The sequence below is a fragment of the Microbacterium sp. I2 genome, from assembly GCF_051364985.1.
In the GTDB taxonomy this organism is placed as follows: Bacteria; Actinomycetota; Actinomycetes; order Actinomycetales; family Microbacteriaceae; genus Microbacterium.
Window position 1 is genome coordinate 67,994 of record NZ_JBLWIH010000001.1, and the last position, 24,048, is coordinate 92,041.

Consider the following 24,048-nt stretch of genomic DNA (forward strand, 5'->3'; position numbering starts at 1 on the left):
TCGCGGATGCCGCGGCCCGGTCAGGTTCGCGCGGGCGGCTCGTCCCCGGCGTCGGTGCTCTGGTCGTCGGCATCGGTGGCCTCGATGGCCCGCTCCGCCTGCTCCTCGGCGTCGAGCTCTGCTCGCAGCTCTTCTTCGATGTCGGCGCGGACCCGTCCGCGGCGGATGCGGCGCAGCATGTCCCATACCAGGAGGATCACGGCCACCGCGACCAGCGCGGTGATGATGAAGCCTTCGACACCGGGGGTCACCAGCTCGGGATCGACCTGCGGCGTCGGGGTCGGCGTCGGGGTCGCCGCGGCACCGGCCAGGGCGGCGAGCACGTCGTGCATGGGTGTCCTCGTTCTGCCCGGTGGCGGGCCGTGCGGGTGTCGGCGGCGACACGCGGGAGCGCATAGCCTGGAGTCCCAGCCTAATCTTCCGACGGATCCGAGATGACGACGCAGGACATGCTCGACGAGCGCTACGGGCGCCGCCGCTCGCCCGCGCGACGGTGGCTGATCGGCGGCGCCGCCGTCCTCGCCGTGGCCGTCGTCGCCGCCTTCGGCTGGCTCACGGTCCAGGGCTCTCTGGACGCGGTCGACGTCGACACCACTTCGTTCGCGATCGTGGACGAGCACGCGGTCGAGCTCGGATTCCAGATCACCGCTCCCCCCGGCCGAGCCGTCGCGTGCGCCATCGAGGCCCAGGACGAGGACCACGGGGTCGTGGGCTGGCGCGTCGTCGAGATCGAGGCATCCGACACCCATGCGCGAGCTTTTCGCGAGCTGATCCCGACCACCGCCGAGGCCACGACGGGCTTCGTGAACTCGTGCTGGGTTTTGTCCTCGTCCGCAACCTGACGTAGTCTGTCGGGACTGCAGTCGATCCGCGCCCTGGCCGAGAGCCGGGGCGTTCGGTTTATCGACGTGCCCCCGCCGACCGAAGGAGTCAGCCGTGTCGAACGATGCACCCGAGACCTTCCTCACCCAGGATGCCTACGACCGTCTCGCCGCCGAGCTCGAGCACCTCTCCACCACGGGCCGCGAAGAGATCGCCAAGCGCATCGAGGCCGCCCGCGAAGAGGGCGACCTCAAGGAGAACGGCGGCTACCACGCGGCGAAGGACGAGCAGGGCAAGCAGGAGGCACGCATCCGTACGCTGCAGCACCTGCTGAAGTCGGCCAAGGTGGGCGAGGCGCCCGAGAGCAACGGCGTCGTCCAGCCGGGCACCGTCGTCACCGCGGTCATCGCGGGCGGCGAAGAGGTGTTCCTGCTCGGCAACCGCGAGATCGGCGTCGGCTCCGAGCTCGACGTGTACAGCGAGGCGTCGCCGCTGGGCGCGGCCATCATCGGCCGCAAGGAGGGCGAGAAGACGTCCTACACCGCGCCGAACGGACGCGAGATCGCCGTCGAGATCGTGAAGGTCGACACCTACAACGGTCAGTGACCCGGCGCGCCGCGGTCGCCGTCAGTCCGGAACCACGTTCGGCGTGTAGCCGGCGTCCTCGAGCACCGAGATGACGTGCGCGCGGTGCTCCTCACCGCGGGTCTCCACGCTCAGCTGCAGGATGACCTCGCTGATCTGAAGCCCCTGGCCGTGCCGGGTGTGGAGCACTTCGATGACGTTCGCGCCCGCGAGCGCCAGCAGTTCCGACACCCGCGCGAGCTGGCCCGGGCGATCGGGCAGTGGGATCTGCAGCGTCATGTATCGACCGGATGCCGAGAGCCCGTGAGCGACGACGCGCTGCAGCAGCAGGGGGTCGATGTTGCCGCCTGTCAGCACGCTCACAGTGGGACCCGTGGCCTCGATCTTGCCGGCGAGGATCGCCGCGACGCCCACGGCGCCGGCCGGCTCGACCACCTGCTTCGCCCGCTCGAGGAGAACCAGGAGCGCACGGGCGATGTCATCCTCGGTCACGGTGACGACCTCGTCGACGAGCTCGCTGATCATGCGGAACGGCAGGTCACCGGGCCGGGCGACCGCGATGCCGTCGGCGATCGTCGGCTTGGTGGCGACTTCGAGAGGATGCCCTGCATGCAGCGACGCGGGATAGGCCGCGGAGTTCTCTGCCTGGACTCCGATGACGCGGACGGTGCGACCCGCCGCGGCGGCCCGCGCCTTGACCGCGGCCGCGACGCCCGCGATCAGGCCACCGCCGCCGATGCCGAGCACGATGGTGTCGAGGTCGGGCATCTCGTCCATGAGCTCGAGGCCGAGCGTGCCCTGACCGGCGATCACGTCCGGATGGTCGAAGGGGTGGATGAAGACCGCACCGGTACGCTCGGCGAACTCGGCTGCCAGCCGCAGCGGCGTCTCGACGGTCGCGCCCTCCAGGACGACGTCGGCGCCGTAGCCCCGCGTGGCGAGGAGCTTCGGTACCGGCACGCCGAGCGGCATGAAGATCGTGGCGGGGATGCCGAGCGACTTGGCGGCCAGCGCCACGCCCTGCGCGTGGTTGCCCGCGGAGGCCGCGACCACGCCGCGTCCGCGTTCTTCGGCCGTCAGCTGAGAGAGCCGGTAGGTGGCGCCGCGGATCTTGAAGGATCCGGTGCGCTGCAGATTCTCGAGCTTGAGGTGGACGGGAACGCCCAGCAGCTCCGAGAGGTGCTGCGACTCCTCGAGGGGTGTGCGCACGATGACACCGCGTAGTACGGCCGCGGCATCCTCGACGTCCGACAGCGTCGGCACCTCGGCTCGATGCGAGTGCATGGTCGTCACGGGCGGATCCTCCTCGGGCGGGGAACGGTGCTCCAGATCAGATCACCGCTGGGTCTGACGCCGGTCTCCCACGCCCGTTGGCCGAGATAGACCGCGACGACGTTGACGAAGGCCGCGAGCGGCACCGCGAACAGGGCACCGGGGATGCCGGCGATCATGGCGCCTCCGGCCACGACCAGCACGACCGCGAGCGGGTGGACCTTCACCGCCGAGCCCATGAGGAGGGGCTGGAGCACGTGGCCCTCCAGCTGCTGGACGCCCAGGACCACGATCAGCATCCACAGCGCGATCCACGGACCGTTGTACACCAGGGCAAGGAAGACCGCGACTGCACCGGTGACCACGGCGCCGACGAACGGGACGAACGCGCCCAGGAAGACCAGGACCGCGACGGGGATGGCCAGCGGCACGCCGAGCAGGAATGCGCCCAGGCCGATGCCGATGGCGTCGATGGTCGCGACCAGCAGCTGCGTGCGCGCGTAGTTCACGACCGTCACCCAGCCCGCACGGCCGGCGCCGTCGGCGGCGGGGCGCGCCCGCTTCGGGAACAGCCGCAGCACCCAGCGCCAGATGCCGGCGCCGTCGGCCAGCAGGCACAGCAGGATGAAGATCGCCAGGAGCGTCCCGGTGACCACGTGCCCGACGGTGGAGCCGATCGCGAGGGCGCCCGACCACAGCAGCTCGGCCTGTTCCTGCAGGAAGCTCCACCCCTGGGCGAGCAGATCGTCGATCTGTTCCGCGCTGAGATGGAGGGGGCCGTCGATGAGGTACTGGCGGAACTGGCCGATCGCATCGACCGTGCGGTCCTGCACTGTGGACCACTGACGGGTGATCTGCCAGACGGCGAGCCAGAGCAGACCGGTGACGATGGCGAGAGTGCTGACGACCGACACGACGATCGCGATCCACCGCGGCACGCGGTGACGCAGCATCCACGTGAACCAGGGGTACAGCAGCGCGCTCACGAGGATCGCGATGAGCAGCGGGATCACGAGGAGCTTGAGCTGGATCACCAGCCACACGGCCACGCCGATGGCGGCGGCGACCACGAGGAACCGCCAGGAGTACGCGGTCGCGATCCTGAGGCCGCGCGGCATCGAGCCGGACAGCTCGGTCGAGACGACTCTGCTCCTGTCGCGAAGGGCGTCGAAGAGCGAGCCGCGGGGCTTTTCGTCGGAGCCGCTCATCCCGCCAGTCTAGGACTGTCGCATTCCGCGGGAGTCATGCACCGCCGCTCCTCGCGGCACCGCCGTGGCGTGTCGGTGCCCGTCGCTAGGCTGACGCGCGTGAAGTCGAACCTGAGCGCCGTCGAGGCGCGCCGCATCGCACTGGCCGCTCAGGGGTTCGGGCGTCCGCGTCCCGCCACCGCGGGAACCCGGCAGCTCAACGGCGCTCTCTCCCGGATGGCGACGCTGCAGATCGACTCGGTCAACGTGTTCGCCCGCTCGCACTACATGCCGCTGTTCTCGCGACTGGGTGCCTACGACACCGCGGCCCTCGACCGGCTCCTCTTCGCGCGGCGCGCGCCGTACGTCGAGTACTGGGCACACGTCGCCGCCTTCATCCCGGCGTCGGACTGGGGCCTGTTCGGCTTCCGCATGCAGGCGTTGCGCGAGAAGTACGGATCGCAGCCCGGCGGGTGGTTCGACACGCACCGCGAGACGGTCGACTGGATCCGCGCCGAGCTGGCCGATCGCGGGCCGCTGCGCCCTGCGCAGATCGAGCACGACTCCCGCAAGGCGTCGCGCGGACCGTGGTGGGACTGGGACGTGGTCAAGCACGCGCTGGAGTACCTGTGGCTGTTCGGCGAGGTGGCGATCGCGGGGCGTCGCGGCTTCGAGCGGCGGTACGGGCTCGCGGAGCAGGTGATCCCGCCCGAAGCGCTTGCCGTGCAGGTGCCGCGCGACGAGGCGATCCGCGAGCTCGTCCGCCGTGCCGCCCGCGCCTACGGCGTCGCGACGGCGGCCGATCTCGCCGACTACTGGCGCATCGCCGATCGCAAGGCGGTGCTCTCGGCGATCGCCGAACTGACCGATACCGGCGAGCTTTACCCCGTCACCGTGGCGGGCTGGACGACCGGCGGGCGACCGGCGAAGGCGTGGCTGCACGCGGATGCGTCGGTTCCGCGTCGCGTCGACGCGACCGCCATCCTCACTCCGTTCGACCCCGTCGTGTGGTTCCGCGATCGCGCCGAGCGCCTCTTCGACTTCGAGTACCGCATCGAGATCTACACGCCCGCGCACAAGCGGCGTTACGGCTACTACTCGCTGCCTGTCCTGGTGGGCGACGACATCGTCGGCCGTGTCGATCTCAAGGCCGACCGTGCGACCTCCCGGCTGCTCGTCCAGTCAGCGTGGTGGGAGCACGGTGCACCCGTCGACGCGGCCGCGCGGCTGGCCGAAGAGCTGCGCACCGCCGCAGCATGGCAGGGGCTGGAGGCGGTGTCGATCTCACGCTGGGGGGACGCGGTCGACGACCTGGCGCGCGCGATGCCCGGTGCGCTGCGCCACGACGCCGGCTCACGCGAGCCCGTCGCGCTCGCTGCCGACGAGCCGTCGGGCTAGCGTGGTGGGGTGAAGCGGGCTGCCGTCGTGGGGATCGTCGCAGGTGCCGCCGTGGCGGTCGCGGCGACCGGTGCGGTCGCCTGGATCCTGCTGCGCCCCGCGTCGGCGGACGACGTCGCGCGCGACTACCTCGCCGCCCTCACCGAGGGCGACTGGGAGGCGATCGACGGGATGCGCGCCGACCGGCTCGCAGACGACGCCGAGCAGATCGTCGCGGACGCCTTCGTCGGCGCGGCCGGCTACGCGCAGGAACCCCTCATCCTTACCGTCGGCGAAGAGCGCGATGGGCGCGTCGACGTGGAGGCGACTGCCGAGATCGACGGTTCGTCTCGCGACATCCTGTTCACTCTGACCCGTGTCGGCTCGGATTGGAAGCTCGCGGGAGAGGACTACCTCGCCTCGCTCACGGTCCGCGCCGCGATCGAGGACGGCACGACGCTGCCCGCGGTGCGGATCGGCGACGCCGTCGCTCCCACCGAGACCGCCGTAGCGCTCCTGCCGGCCGTGTACGACATCGGGCCGGCCCCTTCCGGCGTCCTGGAGGGCGGCGCCGTCATCGGGGTGAGCAACGACGAGCCGGCGACCGTCGAAGTCGCGGCATCCTTCTCTCCGGACGCCGCCGCTCAGGCACAGGAACAGCTCGACGCCCACGTCGAGTCGTGCACTCGGGCCAGCGCCGAGGTGCCCGCCCACTGCGGCCTGATCGTGCCATGGCAGGCCGACCTGGCCGAGCTCGAGCGCATCGCGTTCCGCGTCGAGCGGCTTCCCGAAGTGACCCTCTCCCCCACGGGCACGTCGTTCGACGCCACCGGCGGCATCGTGGTCGCCACCGCGCACGGCCTGCGTCGCGACGGAACTCCCGGCTCGTTCACGTACCGCGCCGACGACTGGGCGCTGCGCGGCTCGATCCGCTTCTCGGGCGATGAGATGGTGCTCGCGGTCCGGTGATCAGTCCGTCGAGGTCGCGACTCCCCGCACTTCGAGGCTGACCCACCGGGCGAGATCGGCGATCTCGCCATCGACTGCTCCGGCCAGCGCCTCGTCGAACGGCTCGTCCTCGTGCACGGCGAAGACGCGCAGCACACCCTGCTTGCGGTCGGCCTTCGCGTCCAGCTTGCCCACGAAGCGGTCGCCGTGCAGGATCGGCAGCGCGAAGTAGCCCCACCGCCGCTTGGCGGCCGGCTTGTACATCTCGAGCAGGTACTCGTAGCCGAACAGCTCCTCCAGCCGCCGTCGGTCGAACACCAGACGATCGAAGGGCGACAGCAGCACGGTTCTCGGCTCGAAGCCTCCCTCGTCGTCCCGCAGCGCCTGCGCATCGACGCGCCACGTGCCTTCGATGCCGTCCACGACCGCCTCTTCGCCGACCTCGCCCACATCGATCGGCTCGAGGGGCTGAGCGATGCTCTTCGCGCGAGCAAGACCCAACGACGCCAGGCGGCGCTCGGCCCGCTCCCGAGCGGCGTCTTCGTCAGAGAGTTCCGGCACGTCTGCCGGATACACCCGTTCCGCCAGGTCGAACAGGCGACCCGCGCGATCCCGCGACGAGATCGCGACTTCGCCGCGCAGCACGAGCATCTCGAGCAGTTGCAGGGTGTTGCGGTTGTTCGTCCACCCGGACGACCGCCACGAGACCTGGGCCGTGTCGGGGATGTCCGCCGGGCGCAGAGGTCCTTCGCTGCGCAGCCGTTCCATCACCTCACGACGGAAACGGTCGTTCGCCGCGAGCCATTCGCGCGCCTCGGCGGACCGCGGGCGCTGTCGCATGTCGGGCAGCAGCAGCGGCAGGTCGGTCATCGTCCGGTAGAACCCGCCCCACTCGAAGATCGCGCGATCTTCCTCCACGAGTCGCACCAGATCCGCCGGCTGATACGGCCACCCCAGACGACTCCACAGGATGTGGTCGGCACTGGGCGCGATCGCCGCGGTGGGCTCGATGTTGACGATCGTCAGTGCGTCGATGGTCTCGACGATGCCGGCCGGTCGCTCCCCGCTCAGCAGCTGTGCGCGCACGGCGATGCGGCGCGCCTGCTCACGGGAGAGGCGATGCGGCATGCGTCAGAACTGGACGCGCGGGGGTTCCGAGATGGCGGCGCCGTCGATGACCTCGAAGAACTCGCGCTCGTGGAAGCCCAGATTGCGGGCGAACATGTTGTTGGGGAACACCTTGATCTTGGTGTTCAACTCGCGCACCCCGCCGTTGTAGAAACGCCGCGAGGCCTGCACCTTGTCTTCGGTGTCGACGATCGACTGCTGCAGCTGCAGGAAGTTCTGGCTCGCCTGCAGCTGCGGGTAGGCCTCGGCCACGGCGAACAGCGACTTCAGAGCCTGTTGCATGTGCCCCTCGGCGACGCCCGCCTCGGCGGGGCCCGACGCCGAGAGCGTCTCGGCCCGTGCGCGGGTGACGTTCTCGAACACCGCCTTCTCATGAGCGGCATAGCCCTTGACGGTCTCGATCAGGTTCGGCAGCAGATCGGCGCGCCGCTTCAGCTGCACCGTGATGTCGCTCCAGGCCTCGTCCACGCGGACGTTCAGCTGCACGAGCGAGTTGTAGGTCGCCCACAGGTAGATGCCGGCGATCAGCACGAGCGCCACCACGATGATGACCGCGATCAGCCATTCCATACCGAGACTCCGTTCGAGGTTTGCCCTCATCCTAGCCACGCGCACCGGAGCGGAATGCGCCCGCGACCAGGACTCTCAGCCGTTACCCACCGAGCACGCGGTCCAGATATGGGTTGCGCAGCAGCCGGTCGGGATCGAGGCGGTCGCGCAGAGCGAGGAAGTCGTCGAACCGCGGATAGCGTTCGCGCAGGACGCCCGCGTCCAGCGAGTGCATCTTGCCCCAGTGCGGGCGCCCGCCGTGGCGCAGCATGATCTGCTCGACGGCATCGAAATACTCCGTGGGATCGTCCCGCCAATACCGGTGTACGGCGATGTAGCCCGTCGCCCGGCCGTACGCGGTGGACATCCAGACGGGATCGGCCGCGGCGAACCGCACCTCGACGGGGAACGAGATGCGCCAGCGGCGCTCGTCGACCAGTGCGCGCAGTTCGTCGAAGGCCGCCCGCACGTTCTCGACGGGCAGGGCGTACTCCATTTCACGGAATCGCACCGCCCTGGCCGTCGCGAACACGCGGGCCGAGGCATCCGTGAACTCCCGATCGCCCCACATGCGCACCGACAGGCGGTTGATGGCTGGGATCGTCACGGGCAGCGCACGCGCGACGCTGCATGCGACCTGATGCAGACCGGTGCCGACGAGAGCGTCGTCGATCCACTTGCCGACGGGGGTGAGCGGATGCCGCGGCGCATTGCCGGGCAGCCGCGTGTTGGTCTTCGTCATGGCGCGGTCGGTGTGCGGGAACCAGTAGAACTCGAAGTGGTCGGCCGCCGTCGCGCGCTCTTCGAGGGCCGCAAGGACCTCTTCGAGCGGTTCGGGCCGCTCCACGGCGTGCAGGACGAACGACGGCACGCATTGGAGGGTCACCTCGACCAGAATCCCGAGCGCTCCGAGGCCGAGCGCCACCGCCGGCACGAGGTCGGCGTTCTCGTCCTCGTGGATCCGCAGCAGCTCGCCCTTCGCGGTGACGATGGTCGCTCCCACGACCTGCGTCGCGAGGCCGCCGAACCTGGCACCCGTGCCGTGCGTTCCGGTCGAGATCGCACCGGCGATCGACTGCCGGTCGATGTCCCCCAGGTTCTCCATGGCCAGTCCGTACGGCGCCAGCAGCGCGGGGACCTGGTGCAGGCGCGTGCCGGCGAAGAAGGTGGCCCTCCCCCGTTCGACGTCGACGGAGACCAGCCCGGCCAGATCCCGCAGCTCGAGGAGCACGCCGGGTGCTACCGCGATGCCGGTGAAACTGTGTCCGGCGCCCACCGCCTTGATCGGAGCTCCGCGCCCGGCGGCCGCCGTCACCGCCCGTTGAACCGCCTCGATCGTCGGCGGGAACTCCACGCGCTGGGGACGTACGCGCTCGGACCGCCCCCAGTTCTGCCACGTGCCGCCCGGGCGCGTCACAGGAACGCCTGCCCGTCGCCGCGGTAGGTCGCAACCGTGCCGACCGTGCCGCCGGGCACCGCGCTGTCCACGAGGTGGTAGCGATCGATCCGTTCTGCCAGCTCGCCGCTCTTGGCGTGGCGGAACCACACCCGGTCGCCTACCTTCAGAGCGCGCGCCGCGTCGCCACGCAGCGGCGTATGCACTTCACCCGCCCCCTCGCGCGCAGCCGTCCGCAGCTCCGGCGGCCACACGGCCCGCGGCTGCCGCGACTCCAGTGCCGGTCCTGACGCGATCCAGCCACCGCCGAGGACGGTGGCCACATCGGGTGCGGGCTTGCGCACGACCTCGAGTGCGAACGCGGCGGCGGGGGCCGGATCGAACGCGCGGTAGCCGTCGAACAGGTGGCCGGCGAGCAGCCCGCTGCCCGCGGTGAGCTCGGTGACGGAGAGATCGGATGCCGTCAGCTCGAGCGAGCCGGTTCCGCCGCCGTTGACGAACTCCAGCGGCGCGATGTCACGCAGCGCGGAGACGATCGCGGCACGCCGGTCGAGCAGCTCCGCCGCGGAGCGTCGCTGCATCCACCGGATGATCGTATCGCCTGGACCGGTGGCATCCCCCTGGCCGGCGATCTGCGCCTCGTACATCATGAGGCCGACCAGCCGGAACCCGTCGCGGCCCGCGATGGTGCGTGCCAGTGCCGCCACCTCTGCGGGTTCGTGCACGGGCGAGCGGAGGACGCCGACGTGGCCGAGCCCCGGCGCCCGCCATGACGCGTCGGCGTCGATCGCGACGCGCACTTCCGGACGCGATCCGGGCGCGGCCGTCGAGTCGACGAGGTCGAGCTGGGCCGGATCGTCCACCATGAGCGTGATCCGCGAAAGCGCGTCCTCGTCCGCGACGAGCGCGGCGATCGCCGCGCGGTCGGCGGTGGGGTATCCGAGCACGATGTCATCGTGAGCGGGCATCTCGCCGTGCGGCTTCGAGAGCCACAGCGCCTCCGGCAGCGTGAAGGCCAGGATGCCCCGGTAACCCGGCAGTGCGAGCACCGAGTCGAGCACGGCGCGCACACGCACGGACTTGCTCGCCACGCGGATGGGGACACCGCCCGCACGCACCACCATGTCGAGGGCGTTGTAGCGCAGCGCGTCGACGCTGAGCGCGGCCACCGGCCCGCTCACCGCCGCGACGGCGCGCGACATCGCCCCCCAGAAAGACGAGGGTTGCTCCCACGGCTTGGTCGCCGGGGTCGTGGACAGCAGATCGAGATTCATACGTCCCGCTTCGGGTGCGCGCGCATGGGCAACAGCCTAGAGGCCGCCGGACTCGTACCCCCGCTGGGACTCGAACCCAGACTGAAGCGATTTTAAGTCGCCTGCCTCTGCCGATTGGGCTACGGGGGCGCGGTCGAACCCCGGACCGGGATCGACGTCCCTCAGGCTACCGTCAGACGCTGCAGGGCGCGGTCTCAGCGGCTCGCTGACACCTTGTCTGCTTCGACCTTCTCGGGCTGATCCGCCTGCTTGCCGGCGCCGCGAGGCTCGGCCGGCGGCGTGACCGCGGGCTGCACCGGGCGCGGACGTGCCGCGAACTCCTCGAACACGTAGCGAGGGCTCTGCACGGTCGACAGGTTGACCAGGTCGCGACCGAGCCAGAAGTTGTTCCACCAGCCCCACAGCACGCGCCACTTGCGCTCCCACGACGGCATCGCCAGGCCGTGGTAGCCGCGGTGGGCGAGCCATGCGATCGGACCCGTGAGGGCGAGCTTGCCGGACTGGAAGACGCCGACCCACAGGCCCAGGCCCGCGACGGCGCCCAGGTTCTTGTGGAAGTACTCGCGCGGCAGCTCGCCGCGCAGCACCCCGACGAGGTTCTTCGCCAGCAGCTTGGCCTGTCGCACGGCGTGCTGCGCGTTCGGCACGCAGTATCCGCCGACACCGCCGCCGGACAGGTCGGGCACGGCCGCCACGTCGCCGGCCGCCCATGCGCCCTCGACGAACTCGTCTTCGCTGCCGACGCGCAGGTCGGCGCGGGTGCGGATACGGCCGCGCTCCTCCACCGGAAGGTCGCCGCCGCGCACGACAGTCGGGTTGGCCATGACGCCGGCGGTCCAGATGATCAGGTCCGTCGGGAGCACCTCGCCGGTGGACAGCTCGACGTTGCCGTCGACCGCGCCGGTGACCTGCGTGTCGAGGTGCACGGACGCGCCGCGCTTGGCGAGGTTCTTCAGCACCCACTCGCTCGTCTTCAGCGAGACCTCGGGCATGATGCGGCCCATCGCCTCGATGAGGTGGAAATGCGTGTCGTCGAAGGTGAGCTGCGGATAGCTCTTCACCAGCGATGAGGCAAGCGAGCGCAGCTCGGCGAAGACCTCGATGCCGGCGAACCCACCGCCGACCACGACGACCGTGAGCAGCCGGTCGCGCTCGGGACCGGGGGGAAGGACGGACGCCTTGTCGAAGTTCGACATGAGCTTGTCGCGGATCGCGACGGCCTCTTCGATCGTCTTGAGGCCGATCGCGTTGTCAGCGATGCCGGGGATCGGGAAGGTGCGCGACACGGCGCCGGCGGTCACGACGATCTGGTCGTACTCGAACTCGTAGGGATCGCCCGCGACGGGCGTGATCGTGGCCACCTTGCTCGCGTGATTGATGCCGGTGACCTTCGCGGCCACGACGTGCGTGCGCTTGAGGTGCCGACGCAGCGCCACGACGGAGTGGCGAGCCTCGATGGAGCCTGCCGCCACCTCCGGGAGGAAGGGCTGGTACGTCATGTAGGGCAGCGGGTCGACGATCGTCACGTCGGCCTCGCCCTTGCGCAGGTGCTTCTCGAGCTTCCAGGCAGTGTAGAAGCCTGCGTAGCCGCCACCGACGATGAGGATCTTGGGCACGGTGTTGGTCACGAGTGGAGAACTCCTCCTGTGTCAGCGGCTCGGCGCGCGGGACGCCAATCGGATGCGTCGGACAGCTGCGGTGACGCCGAGCGCCACCAGTATAGCCGCCGCTGTGGCGGCAGTGAGCGGCAGCGTGCCGTACAGCAGGGTGTCGGCGTCGGGAAGGAGCGGCGAGGACGCACGCTCGACCGGTTCGGCGGGCGGGAGCGCCGGAACATCGATGGTCGGCGCCGGCTCTTCCGGGCGTGGCTCGCTCTGCGCACGACGATAGACCAGCACCCACTCCTCGAGGCTCCCCATCGGATTCGAATCGACTTCGGGCACCGACGCCGAGACGGCTGCCGCGGCATCCACCAGTCCGTTGCCGTACAGAAGCGGATCTGATTCCGTGGCACCGGCCGGCGGCCGCGCCGTGCGGACGATGCGGTTGATCACGTTGTCGGCGTCGAGGTCGGGATGCGCGGCGCGCACGAGTGCCGCGATGCCCGCGACGATGGGCGCCGCGCCGCTCGTGCCGTCCCACACGACGATCCGGCCATCGGCCGAGACGCCCAGCAGCTCTTCACTCGGTGCGGCCACGCCGATCGTGATGCCCTGCGTCGACGCGTCTACGCTCGCGTTGCCCTGCGGGTCGACACCGGCCACGGTCAGCACGCCGGGGATCGTGGCGGGCGCGCCGACCCGGGTGGTGCCGCTCCCCCTGTTGCCGGCGGCGACGACCACGACGACGTCGTTCTCGAACGCATACAGGAACGCGTCGTCCCAGCTCTCGGGCCAGTCCGGCACGTTCGTCGTGAGCGACATGTTGATGATGTCGGCGCCGTGGTCCACCGACCAGCGGATCGCCTCGGCGATCTGGTCGGCGAAGGGACGCGTGGCCGTCGAGCCGAACCCGACCGAGACGGACAGCAGCTGCGCCTCCGGCGCGACGCCGATCATGCCGGTGTCGGGACCGGTCCCCCGGCCCGCGGCGAGCGAGGCGACCCAGCTGCCGTGGTCGGCGTCGACGGCCCCGACAGGAGTGCGGCCGTCGTCCGAGCCGACACCCGATACGTCGGTGCCCCCGGTCACGGCTCCCGTGAACTCGACCGGGCCGCGCGCGATGCCGGTGTCGATGACGGCGATCGTGACGCCCGCGCCGCGCGTGGTCTCCCACGCCTTCTCGATCCCGTAGTCCTCGAGCCAGTACTCCGCGGCGCGGACCGGGTCCTCGGCCGGCGGAGTCGGCGCGACCGCCGGCGGCGTCGATGCCTGCGCGGCCGCCGACGGCGCCACCGCGAGGCTGAGCGCGAGTCCCGCGGCGGCCGCGGCCAGCAGGCGCCGCGTCATCCGGCCGTTCCCGGCTGCGCGCACACGCAGCGCAGCGGCGACCACGTCGACATCGCCAGCGCGCGGTCGCCGATCGGATTGACCCCGGGACCGGCCGCGAGAGCGTGTCCGGCCAGAGCATGCAGACATTTCACCCGCGTGGGCATGCCGCCCGCCGAGATCCCCGAGATCTCTTCGACCTCGCCGTACTCGGCGCGATCGCGCAGATACGCGGCGTGGGCCTGTGCGTAGGCGACGGCGAGGTCCTCGTCGGCGGCGAGCTCGTCGTTGAAGGCGCGCATGACGTGGTCGGCCTCGAGCACCGACATCGCCGCCGTGGCCGCGGGATGCGTCAGGTAGTAGAACGTGGGAAAAGGGGTGCCGTCAGGCAGCCGCGGTGCGGTGGCCACCACCGTCGGGTTGCCGCACACGCAGCGCGCCGCGACGCCGAGCACGCCTCTCGCGGGGCGGCCGAGCTGCTCGCGCAGAACGGCGAGGTCGGCCTCGCTGACCGCGGGGAACGGCGGGGTCGTCACAGGGGCCTCCAGGTCGCGGGGGTCGAGACAGTCGTGGTCAGAGTACCGGCGGCGCCTGGGACGGCGCTGGACCGCACCGCACGTCAGGGCGTCGGCGTGGGACCGGGATCGGGGACGCCGACCGTCACCGGTGCGACGGTCTGCGCGAGGCCCGCCTCGGTCACCGACCGCACGAGCTGCGACATCCAGTCCGTCCGAGTCTGCTCGACGTCCTCGCTCACGGGCGCCTGCTCCTGCGGCTCGAGCTCGGGAGGAAGATCGTCATCGACGAGGTAGATGACCTCGCCCGGCTTGACGTAGTACAGCCGTTCGCGGGCCTGCGTGGTGATGTAGGCAGGATCGTTCCAGCGCTCGCGCTGCGACTCGAGCTCTTCGACCTGTTCGCGGCTGAGCTGCACCGCCGCCTCCAGCGCCGCGATCTGCTGCCGCTGATCGACGTAGGTGCCGATCGTGGGCACCAGCACGAATGCGGCCAGGACGACCAGCCCGAGCATGATGACCATGAAGCCCGACAGCCGGATGCCACCGAGCCACTCCCTCACGTCCACCGGTCGTCGCGGGGGACGCTGCCGCGGCGGGCGCGACGCACCCCCGGGACGGGAAGGGGAAGCCGTCATGTCCGCCACGGCTCCCCCTCTCGTCATCCGTCGTCGCGTCAGCCCTTGTAGCGCGGGAAGGCGGCCCGGCCGATGAACGTCGCGGCGTCGCCCAGCTCTTCCTCGATGCGCAGAAGCTGATTGTATTTCGCGACCCGCTCGCTCCGGGCGGGCGCGCCGCTCTTGATCTGACCCGCACCCGTCGCGACCACGAGGTCGGCGATGGTGGTGTCCTCGGTCTCGCCCGAGCGGTGGGAGATCATCGCGGTGTAACCGGCACGGTGCGCCATGTCGACGGCATCCAGCGTCTCGGACAGCGTGCCGATCTGGTTCACCTTGACCAGCAGGGAGTTGGCCACACCACGAGCGATGCCGTCGGCCAGACGCGTCGGGTTCGTGACGAACAGGTCGTCACCGACGAGCTGGATCTTCGACCCGAGCGCGTCCGTGAGCGCCTTCCAGTTGTCCCAGTCATCCTCGGCCAGCGCGTCCTCGATCGTCACGATCGGGTAGTCGTTGACCAGGCCGACGTAGTACTCGGTCAGCTCGGCGGCGGTCCAGTCCCTGTCGTCCAGGCGGTACACGCCGTCGTTGAAGAACTCGGTCGCCGCGACGTCGAGACCCAGTGCGATCTCGGTGCCCGGCGTGAAGCCCGCCTTCTCGATCGCCTTCACGAGGAAGTCCAGGCCCTCGCGGTTGTTCGGCAGATCGGGGGCGAAACCGCCCTCGTCGCCCAGACCCGTCGCGAAGCCGGCGGCCTTCAGCTCGCCTTTGAGGACGTGGTAGACCTCGGTCCCCCACCGCAGCGACTCCGAGAACGTCTCGGCGCCGATCGGGGCCAGGAAGAACTCCTGCATGTCGATGCCGTTGTCGGCGTGCGATCCGCCGTTGATGACGTTGAACAGGGGCACCGGGAGGACATGCGCGTTGGGACCGCCCAGGTAGCGGAACAGCGGCAGGTCGGCCGAGTCTGCGGCGGCCTTGGCGACGGCGAGCGAGACGCCCAGGATCGCGTTCGCGCCGGTGCGCGACTTGTTCTCAGTGCCGTCGGTCTCGATGAGGATCTCGTCGATGACGCGCTGCTCGCTCGCCTCCACGCCCTCGATCGCCGGGCCGAGCTCGTCGATGACGGCGGCCACGGCCTTCAGGACGCCCTTGCCCCCGTACCGGCTCTTGTCGCCGTCACGAAGCTCGTACGCCTCGAAGGCGCCGGTGGATGCGCCGGAGGGAACGGCGGCGCGCTGGACGATTCCGTCGTCGAGCAGCACCTCCACTTCGACGGTCGGGTTTCCGCGCGAGTCGAGGATCTCGCGCGCGCCTACAGCCTCGATCAGTGCCACTGAGGGACTCCTTGCTTGTGGAGGGTGGTTCGTCGGAGCATCGTCGGTCCGCACCCGAGTCTAGTGATCCGCCCGGCACCCCCACAGGCACGCAGGTCACACGACCAGCGCGATCGCGATCCCGTCGTAGCCCTTCGCATCGAGAGTCTGTATCGCCGTGGCGTCGAAGCGCGGGTCCCGCCCGAGCATCTCGAGCCCGCGCTGCACGCCGATGATCTGCGCGCTCTCGGTCGCGGGATTGGCCACCTCTCCCCCGCGCACCGTGTTGTCGACCACGACGACCGTCCCCGGGCGTCCCAGCCGCGCGGCCCAGTCGAGGTAGACGGTGTTGGACTCCTTGTCGGCGTCGATGAAGACCAGGTCGAACGGTGCGGTGCTTCCGTCCAGGATCGCCTCGGCGAGCGTCGGGAGCACGTCGGCGCCGCGGCCGAGCCTGATCTCCACCTTCTGGCCGACCCCGGCCCGCTCCAGGTTGGCACGAGCGATGTCGGCGATGCGGGGCTCGGCCTCGATCGTCACGACCCGCCCGTCATCGGGGAGGCCACGGGCCAGCCAGATGGTGGAGTACGCGCCGAGCGTCCCGATCTCGAGCACCCGCTTCGCGCCGGTCATGCGTGCGAGGAGGTGAAGGAGCTTGCCGTTGACGGGCGCCACTTCGATCGGAGGAAGGCCCGCGGCGTTCTGGTCGGCGACGGCCTGCTCGAGGTTCGGATCGTGCCCGACGAGCGTGTCGGTCAGGTACGTGTCGACGCGTCGCCACACGTCAGGGGTCGGCTGGCTCATGAGCCCAGCCAACAAGCGGCGGGCGCCGCCGTCAAGGACGCGCCGCGGTATCGCGCACAGCGAGCGCCGACAGCACCGCTGCCCCCGTCGCCGCATCGTCGACCGTGACGACGAACGGGCCGCCGCTCCGGCGAGCGACCTGGATCGCCTCGCCGCCCCGCAGCACGATTCCGAAGCGTCCGTCCAGACCCGACCGGATCCCCCAGCCTCCGAAGTCCGCCATCGGTGCCACGCTCACGACGGAGACACCGGCGACATCCGCCAATGCCACCCCGAAACGGGGGAATCCGGCGATCGAGGTCACCCGCAGTCCCGCCTCGGACACCCGGACGCGGAAGACGCACGTCGTGGCGGACAGGATCGCGAACAGCACCGCCAGGGCGGTGAAGAGCCACCACAGCTCGCCACCGGTCAGCCCGGTCACGATCGCCAACCCCGCCATCAGCGTCGTCACACCGATGATGGCGACGATCGCAGGGCGCGCCATCGTCGTGGTGCGCAGCCAGACCGCGCGTTCACCAGGCTCGAGGTCCAGCGCCGAGGCCGGGATCGCCGCCGTTCCGCCGCTGACGGCCACCGCCGGCTGCAGGAACCATGCGACGATTCCCGTGATGATGCCCGCGCCGGCGGCGATCGCGAGAGGGATCAGGATGCTGGGCGCATCGGCGGCATCGTCGAGTCCGCGCTGCGCGGCAAGGGCCGCGGTGATGAGCGTCATGAGGAAGAGCGACAGGCCGCAGCTGAGCGCACCGAGGAACCGCAGCACCGGCCCCCATTCCCCGGAGCGGCTCCCCGCGATCCCGATGCCCGCGAAGAGACCGGCCAATCCGTAGCCGAGGATCGCCGCCAGCAGCGGCGACGACCATGCGGGACCGAACCGGTCCGGCGCGCCGTCCGGGCTCCAGTGGACGGCGATGTCGGCCGGCACGTCGCCCAGCCACATGATCATCAAGGCGACGGCGACCGACGTCCCCGCGATCGGGATCCAGGTCGCGACGGCGAGGTAGGCGCGGCGGGCCCGCCGGACGTCGGCTGTGGATGTCGTGGTCATCGATGCTCCTTCACGAGTGAGGCGAGTGTGTCGGCCGACAGGCCCAGCGCCTTCGCGCGGGCCGTGAGCGCTGCGATGTCGTCGTTGAGCTGCGAGAGCGGCAGCGCGGCGTCGGTGAGAACCGCTCCGCGCCCGCGCCGCATGTCGACGAGGCCCTCGTCACGGAGCTCCTGGTAGGCGCGCAGCACGGTGTGGAGATTCACCCCCAGCGCCTCGGCCACGTCCCGCGCCGACGGCAGTCGGTCACCCGGACGCAGGCGCCCGGCTGCGGCATCCGCTCTCACCGAGGCGGCCACCTGCGCGAAGAGCGGGTCATCGCTCGTCGGGTCGATTCGGATCAGCACGCGACTATTCTATAACAAGTAGAACAGTTGCACGATCCTCACCGGCGTGGATTGTGGGTCGTCGACAACGGATTGGAATCCTCGCGCGCGAATGCGCCAGCATTCTGCGCATGCGCGTGACTCCTCGTCGTCTTGCCGTCGGAATGAGCCTGTGGGCGCCCAACCTGTGGAGCGGCATCCGCGTCCGCAGGTTCGCCGAGGACTGGACGAGCGCGACGGTCGAGCTGCACGTGAACCTCATCACCCGCAACTACGTGAAGACCGCGTTCGGCGGATCGATGTCGGCCATGACGGATCCGTACTTCTTCATGCTCGTGATGCACCAGCTCGGGCGGAACTACGTCGTCTGGGACACTCGCGGCGAGATCGAGTTCGTGAAGCCGGGTCGCGGCGTGCTGACGGCGCACTTCGAGGTGCCGCGCGAGAAGGCCGACGAGCTTCGCGAGCGGGCCCGCGGTGGCGCGAAGGTGCTCGAATGGTTCGAGACCGACATCACGGATGTCGCGGGAGACGTCGTCGCGCGCGTGCGCCGCGAGGTCTACGTGCGAGAGAAGAAGCGCGTCACGCAGTCCACGACGGGCGGCGTGTGAGCGCAGACCGCGGCATCACGTGGCGGCGCGATACTCCGACGGCGTGAACCCGAGCACCGTGCGGAAGTCGTTCGCGAGGTGCGCCTGGTCGGCGTAGCCGAGCTCGGCGGCCACATCGGCCAGCAGCACCCCGGCATCCTCGCGCACGCGCTGCGCGGCCTCCTGCAGTCGCCGGCGACGGATCATCGCCGCAGGCGACAGTCCGACGGTCCGATGCGCGAGACGCTGCAGTGTGCGCACCGAGACGCGCAGCTGCTCCGCCGCGTCCTCGACGCGCAGGACTCCGGGGTCGGTCATGAGCAGATCCGCCATGTCGTTCGCGAGCCGGCCCTCGGCACTGGGCGGCCCGGCCCGGTGGACCAGCCACGACGCCACCACGAGCGTCGCCGCATCCACATCGGGCATCGCCGCCACGACAGCGGCGTGCATCTCGCCCGCGTCCAGCGCGGCGAAAGTGTCGACCAGCGCGCTCGGCGACGACGCCAGGCGCGAGAGGGCCGCCGGGCGCAGCAGGGCTCCCACCGCCCAGCCGCTGCCCGTCAGCACGCGCTCGGACGCCCGCGTCGTCGAACCCCAGAGGGTGACGCCGTCGGGTTCGACGGCCAGGTTGGCAGCCGGGTAGCCGAGGATCGGCTGACGCGTCTCGACGCCGTCCGGAAGGTCCCACTGCGGGATCCAGAACCATGAGACGAGACCGGATGCCTCCGCCGGCGGGGGCATCCGCGTGAAGCGCGGGAGCCGGTCAGGGAAGAGCACGCCGCGGGCAGGATCGATCGCACGCGAAGAGTCGGTCACGCCGCCCACGCTAGTGCGCGGCACCGACGTCACAGGTTGTCGTGAATCTCCAAGCCCGGCGAGCAGGTCGCGGCGCACGATGGGGACATGACCGATGAAGAGAACACCACCGGCGTGACCGGTGCGCATACGACCGCCGGCCGCCCGAACGTCGCGACGACGCTCACCCCGTTCCTCGCGATCCGCAACGCAAAGGCGGCCCTGGAGTTCTACCGTGACGTCTTCGGCGCGAGGGTCAGCGACGTGACCGAATTCGACGGCGTCGTGGTCCACGCGGGCCTGGACTTCGGCCTCGGCCTGCTGCAGATCGGCGACCCGAGCCCCGCGTACGGCACCGTGCCGGCGCCGGAGGGCGATGACGACTGCTATTCGATCGGCATCTACGTGCCCGACGTCGACGCCGTCACCGCACGAGCCGTCGCCGCCGGCGCAACCGTGCGCGAGGAGCCGTCCACCTTCGTCTCGGGCGATCGCTTCGCCAGCATCCGCGACCCTTACGGCGTGCGCTGGTCGATCATGACTCGCGTCGAGGACCTCTCGGAAGAGGAGAGCGCAGCTCGTGTCGCCGAATGGGCGGCCTCCGTCAGCACCGGCTGACCCGCTTCCGCGCGGCGGACGCTGCTACGGCGTGGCCAGGACCTCGAGGGCGGCCGGCAGCAGCGCCTCGGCCGTGCGGCGGTAGCCGAGCGCGCTCGGATGGAAGCGATCCAGGCTGAACATCTCGTCGGGCTGCGTGATGAAGAACGGCCCCACCGCACGCCGCAGCGACACCGCGCGGGCGCCGTGCCGCTCCGCCGCCCGCGCCTGCGCCTCGGCGAGCGCCCTCGACAGCCGCGAGCCGAGCGATCGGAGCGGTTGGGGCACCGGGCGCAACGCCCCGAGGTCGGGGCACGTACCCACGACCACCCCCGCTCCCAGCGCCTGCAGCCGCACGACGGCGTCCTCGAGGTGCCTGACCGCGACCGGGATCGGCACACGGTGGGTGACGTCGTTCCCGCCGACGATCACGACGGCCACGTCGGGACGATAGTCGTCGGGAAGGGTCGCCAGCTGCGCCGGCAGGAGGGACGACTCCGCCCCGACCATCGCCGCCGTGCGCAGCCGCACCGGCCGGCGCGCGGCCCGCGCGAGACCTTTGGCAAGTCGTGCGCCCAGGGTGTCCTTGCGCCGCTCCGCACCGAGGCCGGCGGCGATCGAGTCGCCGAGCACCACCAGCTCGATCGGCGGGGCGTCGTAGCGCCGACGCCAGACGCGATCGGCGTCCAGTGCCTCCTCCCCCAGCGGCTTGCCGATGCGGCGCCGGGCGACCACAGCCTGCCGCCGCAGGACGGCGCGCGCCCCGATGAGCGCGACGCCCCCTCCGACGAGGACGCCCGCAGCGCCGATCACGACGCTGCGCGACCAGACGACGCGCGCACGAGGCATGCCGACATCCCACAACGGCCACGTGAACGGATGCCGTCACGCCGGTGACCGTTCTCCGACGCCGACGCCGCGGCTACGGGCCGGTCAGGTCGGCGACCACCGCGGCGATCCGGCGCTCGCGCGTCTCGGGCCGCTTGGCCTCGGCCACGCCGCGCGCGAGTTCCTTGCGGCGCGAGTACGACAGAGCCTCGAAGGCCGCGCGCACGCCCGCTGCGGCATCGAGAGCCGCCGCGAGATCGCCGGGCACGTCGACCTCCCGCTCGGTGGTGTCGAGCCGGATCGTGGCATCCACCTCGTCGCCGATGTCCACACCCAGCTGCGCACGCACGGCCTTCGACAAGCCGATCACGTTGCGGCCGTCCATCACGCCGAGCCGCACTCGCGCGGTGCGACCGCCGATGTCGACGACGACCGCGGCGCGCTTGCCGCCGCCGAGCTCCTCGACCTGGGTGTCGGTCAGATCGATCGCGGTCGCGGGCCCGAACGGGGCCAGGACGGTGTGGAGGTGCAGAGCCATGCGACGATCATGCCCCGCCGAGACGCACCCTCGCGACCCGGCACCGTCGCCGTCACCGCGACCGGATAAGGTGCGCGCATGGCGTCTCCTTCGCTCCAGCGACGACTCGGGCTGACCGATGCCGTCTTCATCGGGCTCGGTGCCATGATCGGCGCGGGCGTGTTCGCGGTGTGGGGGCCGGCAGCGGATGCCGCGGGCAGCGGCCTGCTCATCGGGCTGGCGATCGCGGCGGTCGTCGCGTTCGGCAACGCCACGTCGTCGGCGCAGCTGGCGGCCGTTCACCCCACGTCGGGTGGCACGTACGCGTACGGCCGCGCCGAGCTCGGCCCGTGGTGGGGCTTCACCGCCGGCTGGGGCTTCGTGATCGGCAAGACGGCCAGCTGCGCAGCGATGGCGCTGACCTTCGCGGCGTACGCGGCTCCGCCCGGGTGGGAACGGCCCGTCGCGCTCGCCGCGGTCGCCGCCTTGACGATCGTCAACTGGTTCGGTGTCACCCGCACCGCCCAGGCCGCCCGCGTCATCGTGGTCGCGGTGCTGCTCGCGCTGGCTGTGGGCGTGACGGCGAGCATCTCGGCCGCCGACGCACCCGGCTGGCTCAGCCCGGACACGCTGGCGGAGGGTGGCGTCTACGGCACACTGCAGTCGGCGGGCCTGCTGTTCTTCGCGTTCGCCGGGTATGCGCGCATCGCGACGCTCGGCGAGGAGGTGCGCGACCCGCAGCGCCTCATCCCGCGGGCCATCGTCCTGGCGTTCCTCATCGCCCTCGCGGTGTACATCGCCGTCGCGGTCGCGGTGCTGAGCACCCTCGGGCCGGCCGGCACCGCGGCATCCGCCCAGCCGGTCGCGGACGCCGCGGCGGCGTCGGGCTGGGCATGGGTCGATCCGGTCGTCCGCATCGGGGCGGCGGCGGCATCCCTCGGCGCCCTGCTGGCACTCATCGCCGGCGTCAGCCGCACGACGTTCGCGATGGCCCGCGAGCACGACCTGCCGGTGGCGCTGGCTCGCGTGCATCCGCGATGGCACGCGCCGCATCGTGCCGAGCTCGCCGTGGCGGCCGCCGTGCTGCTGCTGGTCGCATTCGTAGACCTGCGCGGAGCGATCGGATTCTCGTCCTTCGGGGTGCTGCTGTACTACCTCGTCGCGAACGTCGCAGCCTTCCGCCAGCGTGGCGACGCGCGGCGTTACCCCGTCGCGCTGCAGGTGATCGGCGGGATCGGATGCCTCGTGCTCGCCGCGACACTCCCTTGGCAGTCGGTCGTGGCAGGCGTGGTCGTCGTCGCCGCCGGCATCGCCTACCGCGCCGTCCGGCTCAGGCGAGCGGCTTGACCTCGAGCGCGTCGCGCGTCGTACCCGCCGTGACCGTCGCGAACGCGGCATAACCGTCGGAGGCCGCGCGCTCGAGCAGCGCCTTGAGGTTCTTGGTGCGCTGCTCCAGCCGCACGCGCGACCCTTCCGCGATCAGCGCGGCCTTGAGCGCGAGAAGCCGCCCGTCGGGCACGTCGCGGTCGTGGACGAGCACGATCGCCCGGCCCGCGGCATCCGTCTGCCCCTCGACGAGGTCGACGAGACGCTCGAAGCCGATCGAGAATCCCACGGCGGGCACGTCCTGCCCGAGGAAGCGGCCGATCATGCCGTCGTAGCGACCACCGCCACCCAGCGAGTACGCGACGGACGGGTGCGCGAGCTCGAAGATCGTGCCCGTGTAGTACCCCATGCCGCGCACCAGGAACGGGTCGAACACCAGCGGGATGTCGCCGGGGGTCTCCGGCTCCGAGGCCTCGGTGGTCCGTGCTGCGGCGACAGCCTCTCCGATGCCGACGAGGTGGGCCACGATGTCGTCGGGAGCGCCCTCGGGAAGCGCCTTGCGGATCTGCCGCTCGCCGTACGCGTTGTACTCGAGCGTCTGCGGGCGGTTCAGGAACGCCTCGAAGGCGTCCACGGCGCCGGGGGTGGCGCCGCGCTCACGCAGCTCGACGACGATGCCCGCCGGTCCGAGCTTGTCGAGCTTGTCGATCGTGATGAGAACGCCCGGCCGCTCCTCGGCGCGGAATCCGAGGCTGTCGAGCATCCAGTCCAGCACGCCCCGGTCGTTGATGCGCACGCTGCCACCCTCGAGCCCGAGCGCGTCGAGGGTGTCGAGCGTCGCGACGATGAGCTCGGACTCGGCACGGGACGAGGCATCCCCGATCATGTCGATGTCGCACTGCATGAACTGGCGGTACCGCCCCTTCTGCGGCCGCTCGGCGCGCCACACCGGGGCGATCTGGATCGAGCGGAAGACAGGCGGCAGCTGCCCGCGATTGGTCGCATAGAACCGCGCGAGCGGCACGGTCAGGTCGTAGCGCAGCCCCAGATCGGTGAGCGCGGACGGGTCGTCGGCGGCTGCCCGGATCGCGTCGGCATCAAGTCCGCGCTTGAGCACGTTGTAGGCGAGCTTCTCGTTGTCGCCGCCGATGCCGGCGTGCAACCGGCCGTGCTCCTCCATCACCGGGGTCTCGATCTCGTCGAACCCGTGCGCGCGATAGCGCTCGCGGATCACGGCGAGCACGCGCTCGCGGCGGGCCTTTTCAGCGGGAAGGAAGTCGCGCATTCCGCGCGGCGGATTG

26 protein-coding genes and 1 tRNA gene are annotated in these 24,048 nt (G+C 70.9%); 7 read left to right on the forward strand and 20 right to left on the reverse strand.

The window, feature by feature from the left end; all coding sequences use genetic code 11:
• Nucleotides 1-20 precede the first annotated feature (20 nt).
• Nucleotides 21-332, reverse strand: a complete 312-nt coding sequence (locus ACLKM7_RS00350; protein ID WP_436445023.1) for a hypothetical protein — start codon at nucleotides 330-332, stop codon at nucleotides 21-23.
• Nucleotides 333-434: 102 nt separating this feature from the next.
• On the opposite strand from ACLKM7_RS00350, the gene ACLKM7_RS00355 reads away from it, so the two are divergent.
• Both ACLKM7_RS00355 and greA read left to right on the forward strand, forming a co-directional pair.
• Nucleotides 435-842 (forward strand): DUF4307 domain-containing protein, encoded by a 408-nt coding sequence (locus ACLKM7_RS00355; protein WP_436445024.1) that lies wholly within the window; start codon nucleotides 435-437, stop codon nucleotides 840-842.
• A 94-nt stretch (nucleotides 843-936) separates the two neighbouring features.
• A complete protein-coding gene (greA, locus tag ACLKM7_RS00360) occupies nucleotides 937-1,428 on the forward strand; it encodes a transcription elongation factor GreA (RefSeq protein ID WP_436445025.1) in 492 nt (163 codons plus the stop codon).
• A 21-nt stretch (nucleotides 1,429-1,449) separates the two neighbouring features.
• On the opposite strand, the gene ilvA is transcribed toward greA, so the two are convergent.
• Together ilvA and ACLKM7_RS00370 are read right to left on the reverse strand one after the other, a co-directional pair.
• Nucleotides 1,450-2,691 (reverse strand): threonine ammonia-lyase, encoded by a 1,242-nt coding sequence (ilvA, locus tag ACLKM7_RS00365; RefSeq protein ID WP_436445738.1) that lies wholly within the window; start codon nucleotides 2,689-2,691, stop codon nucleotides 1,450-1,452.
• A 5-nt stretch (nucleotides 2,692-2,696) separates the two neighbouring features.
• Nucleotides 2,697-3,887 (reverse strand): AI-2E family transporter, encoded by a 1,191-nt coding sequence (locus ACLKM7_RS00370; RefSeq protein ID WP_436445026.1) that lies wholly within the window; start codon nucleotides 3,885-3,887, stop codon nucleotides 2,697-2,699.
• Between the two features lie 99 nt (nucleotides 3,888-3,986).
• Here ACLKM7_RS00370 and ACLKM7_RS00375 point away from each other — a divergent pair, with 99 nt between their 5' ends.
• On the forward strand, nucleotides 3,987-5,264 hold the full coding sequence (locus tag ACLKM7_RS00375; RefSeq protein WP_436445028.1) for a winged helix-turn-helix domain-containing protein: 1,278 nt from the start codon (nucleotides 3,987-3,989) through the stop codon (nucleotides 5,262-5,264).
• 9 nt (nucleotides 5,265-5,273) lie between these two features.
• Entirely contained in the window at nucleotides 5,274-6,212 is a 939-nt protein-coding gene (locus tag ACLKM7_RS00380; RefSeq protein WP_436445029.1) for a hypothetical protein, read from the forward strand.
• Here ACLKM7_RS00380 and ACLKM7_RS00385 read toward each other — a convergent pair whose 3' ends face one another.
• From ACLKM7_RS00385 to ACLKM7_RS00445, 13 genes are all read right to left on the reverse strand, one after another.
• Entirely contained in the window at nucleotides 6,213-7,319 is a 1,107-nt protein-coding gene (locus tag ACLKM7_RS00385) for a DNA glycosylase AlkZ-like family protein (protein ID WP_436445031.1), read from the reverse strand.
• Nucleotides 7,320-7,322: 3 nt separating this feature from the next.
• Nucleotides 7,323-7,889: a LemA family protein gene (locus ACLKM7_RS00390; protein WP_168910826.1), complete on the reverse strand. Its 567-nt coding sequence runs from the start codon at nucleotides 7,887-7,889 to the stop codon at nucleotides 7,323-7,325.
• Nucleotides 7,890-7,971: 82 nt separating this feature from the next.
• Nucleotides 7,972-9,285, reverse strand: coding sequence for a D-arabinono-1,4-lactone oxidase (locus ACLKM7_RS00395; RefSeq protein WP_436445033.1), 1,314 nt, complete (start codon nucleotides 9,283-9,285; stop codon nucleotides 7,972-7,974).
• A complete protein-coding gene (locus tag ACLKM7_RS00400) occupies nucleotides 9,282-10,538 on the reverse strand; it encodes an alanine racemase (protein ID WP_436445034.1) in 1,257 nt (418 codons plus the stop codon). The genes ACLKM7_RS00395 and ACLKM7_RS00400 overlap by 4 nt, the downstream gene beginning before the upstream one ends.
• Before the next feature lie 55 nt (nucleotides 10,539-10,593).
• Nucleotides 10,594-10,667, reverse strand: a tRNA-Leu gene (locus ACLKM7_RS00405).
• A 65-nt stretch (nucleotides 10,668-10,732) separates the two neighbouring features.
• Nucleotides 10,733-12,154, reverse strand: coding sequence for an NAD(P)/FAD-dependent oxidoreductase (locus ACLKM7_RS00410; protein ID WP_436445739.1), 1,422 nt, complete (start codon nucleotides 12,152-12,154; stop codon nucleotides 10,733-10,735).
• 33 nt (nucleotides 12,155-12,187) lie between these two features.
• Entirely contained in the window at nucleotides 12,188-13,531 is a 1,344-nt protein-coding gene (locus ACLKM7_RS00415) for a S8 family peptidase (protein WP_436445035.1), read from the reverse strand.
• Nucleotides 13,483-14,001, reverse strand: a complete 519-nt coding sequence (locus tag ACLKM7_RS00420) for a DUF501 domain-containing protein (protein WP_436445036.1) — start codon at nucleotides 13,999-14,001, stop codon at nucleotides 13,483-13,485. Before ACLKM7_RS00420 ends, ACLKM7_RS00415 begins: the two co-directional genes overlap by 49 nt.
• Nucleotides 14,002-14,084: 83 nt before the next feature.
• A complete protein-coding gene (locus ACLKM7_RS00425; RefSeq protein ID WP_436445037.1) occupies nucleotides 14,085-14,543 on the reverse strand; it encodes an FtsB family cell division protein in 459 nt (152 codons plus the stop codon).
• 113 nt (nucleotides 14,544-14,656) lie between these two features.
• Nucleotides 14,657-15,937: a phosphopyruvate hydratase gene (eno, locus tag ACLKM7_RS00430; protein WP_436445038.1), complete on the reverse strand. Its 1,281-nt coding sequence runs from the start codon at nucleotides 15,935-15,937 to the stop codon at nucleotides 14,657-14,659.
• 96 nt (nucleotides 15,938-16,033) lie between these two features.
• The gene (locus ACLKM7_RS00435; protein ID WP_436445039.1) at nucleotides 16,034-16,720 is read right to left on the reverse strand and encodes an O-methyltransferase; all 687 of its coding nucleotides are present in this window, start codon (nucleotides 16,718-16,720) and stop codon (nucleotides 16,034-16,036) included.
• Between the two features lie 31 nt (nucleotides 16,721-16,751).
• Complete coding sequence (locus ACLKM7_RS00440; protein ID WP_436445040.1) at nucleotides 16,752-17,771, reverse strand: DUF1648 domain-containing protein; 1,020 nt, start codon at nucleotides 17,769-17,771, stop codon at nucleotides 16,752-16,754.
• Entirely contained in the window at nucleotides 17,768-18,115 is a 348-nt protein-coding gene (locus tag ACLKM7_RS00445; protein ID WP_436445041.1) for a GntR family transcriptional regulator, read from the reverse strand. Before ACLKM7_RS00445 ends, ACLKM7_RS00440 begins: the two co-directional genes overlap by 4 nt.
• 110 nt (nucleotides 18,116-18,225) lie before the next feature.
• On the opposite strand from ACLKM7_RS00445, the gene ACLKM7_RS00450 reads away from it, so the two are divergent.
• On the forward strand, nucleotides 18,226-18,705 hold the full coding sequence (locus tag ACLKM7_RS00450; protein WP_436445043.1) for a DUF4442 domain-containing protein: 480 nt from the start codon (nucleotides 18,226-18,228) through the stop codon (nucleotides 18,703-18,705).
• Nucleotides 18,706-18,720: 15 nt separating this feature from the next.
• Here the strand turns inward: ACLKM7_RS00450 and ACLKM7_RS00455 are convergent, their stop codons facing one another.
• A complete protein-coding gene (locus ACLKM7_RS00455) occupies nucleotides 18,721-19,500 on the reverse strand; it encodes a helix-turn-helix domain-containing protein (RefSeq protein ID WP_436445044.1) in 780 nt (259 codons plus the stop codon).
• 87 nt (nucleotides 19,501-19,587) lie between these two features.
• On the opposite strand from ACLKM7_RS00455, the gene ACLKM7_RS00460 reads away from it, so the two are divergent.
• The gene (locus ACLKM7_RS00460; protein WP_436445045.1) at nucleotides 19,588-20,097 is read left to right on the forward strand and encodes a VOC family protein; all 510 of its coding nucleotides are present in this window, start codon (nucleotides 19,588-19,590) and stop codon (nucleotides 20,095-20,097) included.
• A 24-nt stretch (nucleotides 20,098-20,121) separates the two neighbouring features.
• On the opposite strand, the gene ACLKM7_RS00465 is transcribed toward ACLKM7_RS00460, so the two are convergent.
• The gene (locus tag ACLKM7_RS00465; RefSeq protein WP_436445046.1) at nucleotides 20,122-20,925 is read right to left on the reverse strand and encodes an SGNH/GDSL hydrolase family protein; all 804 of its coding nucleotides are present in this window, start codon (nucleotides 20,923-20,925) and stop codon (nucleotides 20,122-20,124) included.
• 73 nt (nucleotides 20,926-20,998) lie between these two features.
• Nucleotides 20,999-21,442, reverse strand: coding sequence for a YdeI/OmpD-associated family protein (locus ACLKM7_RS00470; RefSeq protein ID WP_436445047.1), 444 nt, complete (start codon nucleotides 21,440-21,442; stop codon nucleotides 20,999-21,001).
• 78 nt (nucleotides 21,443-21,520) lie between these two features.
• Here ACLKM7_RS00470 and ACLKM7_RS00475 point away from each other — a divergent pair, with 78 nt between their 5' ends.
• A complete protein-coding gene (locus tag ACLKM7_RS00475) occupies nucleotides 21,521-22,768 on the forward strand; it encodes an APC family permease (protein WP_436445048.1) in 1,248 nt (415 codons plus the stop codon).
• On the opposite strand, the gene ACLKM7_RS00480 is transcribed toward ACLKM7_RS00475, so the two are convergent.
• Nucleotides 22,752-24,032, reverse strand: coding sequence for a histidine--tRNA ligase (locus tag ACLKM7_RS00480; RefSeq protein ID WP_436445741.1), 1,281 nt, complete (start codon nucleotides 24,030-24,032; stop codon nucleotides 22,752-22,754). The genes ACLKM7_RS00475 and ACLKM7_RS00480 overlap by 17 nt on opposite strands.
• Nucleotides 24,033-24,048 lie beyond the last annotated feature (16 nt).

Coding starts and splice junctions, on each gene's coding strand:
- ACLKM7_RS00350 (WP_436445023.1), bottom strand. CDS start 332: ATGCACGACGTGCTCGCCGCCCTGGCCGGTGCCGCGGCGACCCCGACG.
- ACLKM7_RS00355 (WP_436445024.1), top strand. CDS start 435: ATGACGACGCAGGACATGCTCGACGAGCGCTACGGGCGCCGCCGCTCG.
- ilvA (WP_436445738.1), bottom strand. CDS start 2,691: ATGCACTCGCATCGAGCCGAGGTGCCGACGCTGTCGGACGTCGAGGAT.
- ACLKM7_RS00370 (WP_436445026.1), bottom strand. CDS start 3,887: ATGAGCGGCTCCGACGAAAAGCCCCGCGGCTCGCTCTTCGACGCCCTT.
- ACLKM7_RS00385 (WP_436445031.1), bottom strand. CDS start 7,319: ATGCCGCATCGCCTCTCCCGTGAGCAGGCGCGCCGCATCGCCGTGCGC.
- ACLKM7_RS00390 (WP_168910826.1), bottom strand. CDS start 7,889: ATGGAATGGCTGATCGCGGTCATCATCGTGGTGGCGCTCGTGCTGATC.
- ACLKM7_RS00400 (WP_436445034.1), bottom strand. CDS start 10,538: ATGAATCTCGATCTGCTGTCCACGACCCCGGCGACCAAGCCGTGGGAG.
- ACLKM7_RS00435 (WP_436445039.1), bottom strand. CDS start 16,720: ATGAGCCAGCCGACCCCTGACGTGTGGCGACGCGTCGACACGTACCTG.
- ACLKM7_RS00440 (WP_436445040.1), bottom strand. CDS start 17,771: ATGACCACGACATCCACAGCCGACGTCCGGCGGGCCCGCCGCGCCTAC.
- ACLKM7_RS00450 (WP_436445043.1), top strand. CDS start 18,226: ATGCGCGTGACTCCTCGTCGTCTTGCCGTCGGAATGAGCCTGTGGGCG.
- ACLKM7_RS00460 (WP_436445045.1), top strand. CDS start 19,588: ATGACCGATGAAGAGAACACCACCGGCGTGACCGGTGCGCATACGACC.
- ACLKM7_RS00465 (WP_436445046.1), bottom strand. CDS start 20,925: ATGCCTCGTGCGCGCGTCGTCTGGTCGCGCAGCGTCGTGATCGGCGCT.
- ACLKM7_RS00470 (WP_436445047.1), bottom strand. CDS start 21,442: ATGGCTCTGCACCTCCACACCGTCCTGGCCCCGTTCGGGCCCGCGACC.
- ACLKM7_RS00475 (WP_436445048.1), top strand. CDS start 21,521: ATGGCGTCTCCTTCGCTCCAGCGACGACTCGGGCTGACCGATGCCGTC.
- ACLKM7_RS00480 (WP_436445741.1), bottom strand. CDS start 24,032: ATGCGCGACTTCCTTCCCGCTGAAAAGGCCCGCCGCGAGCGCGTGCTC.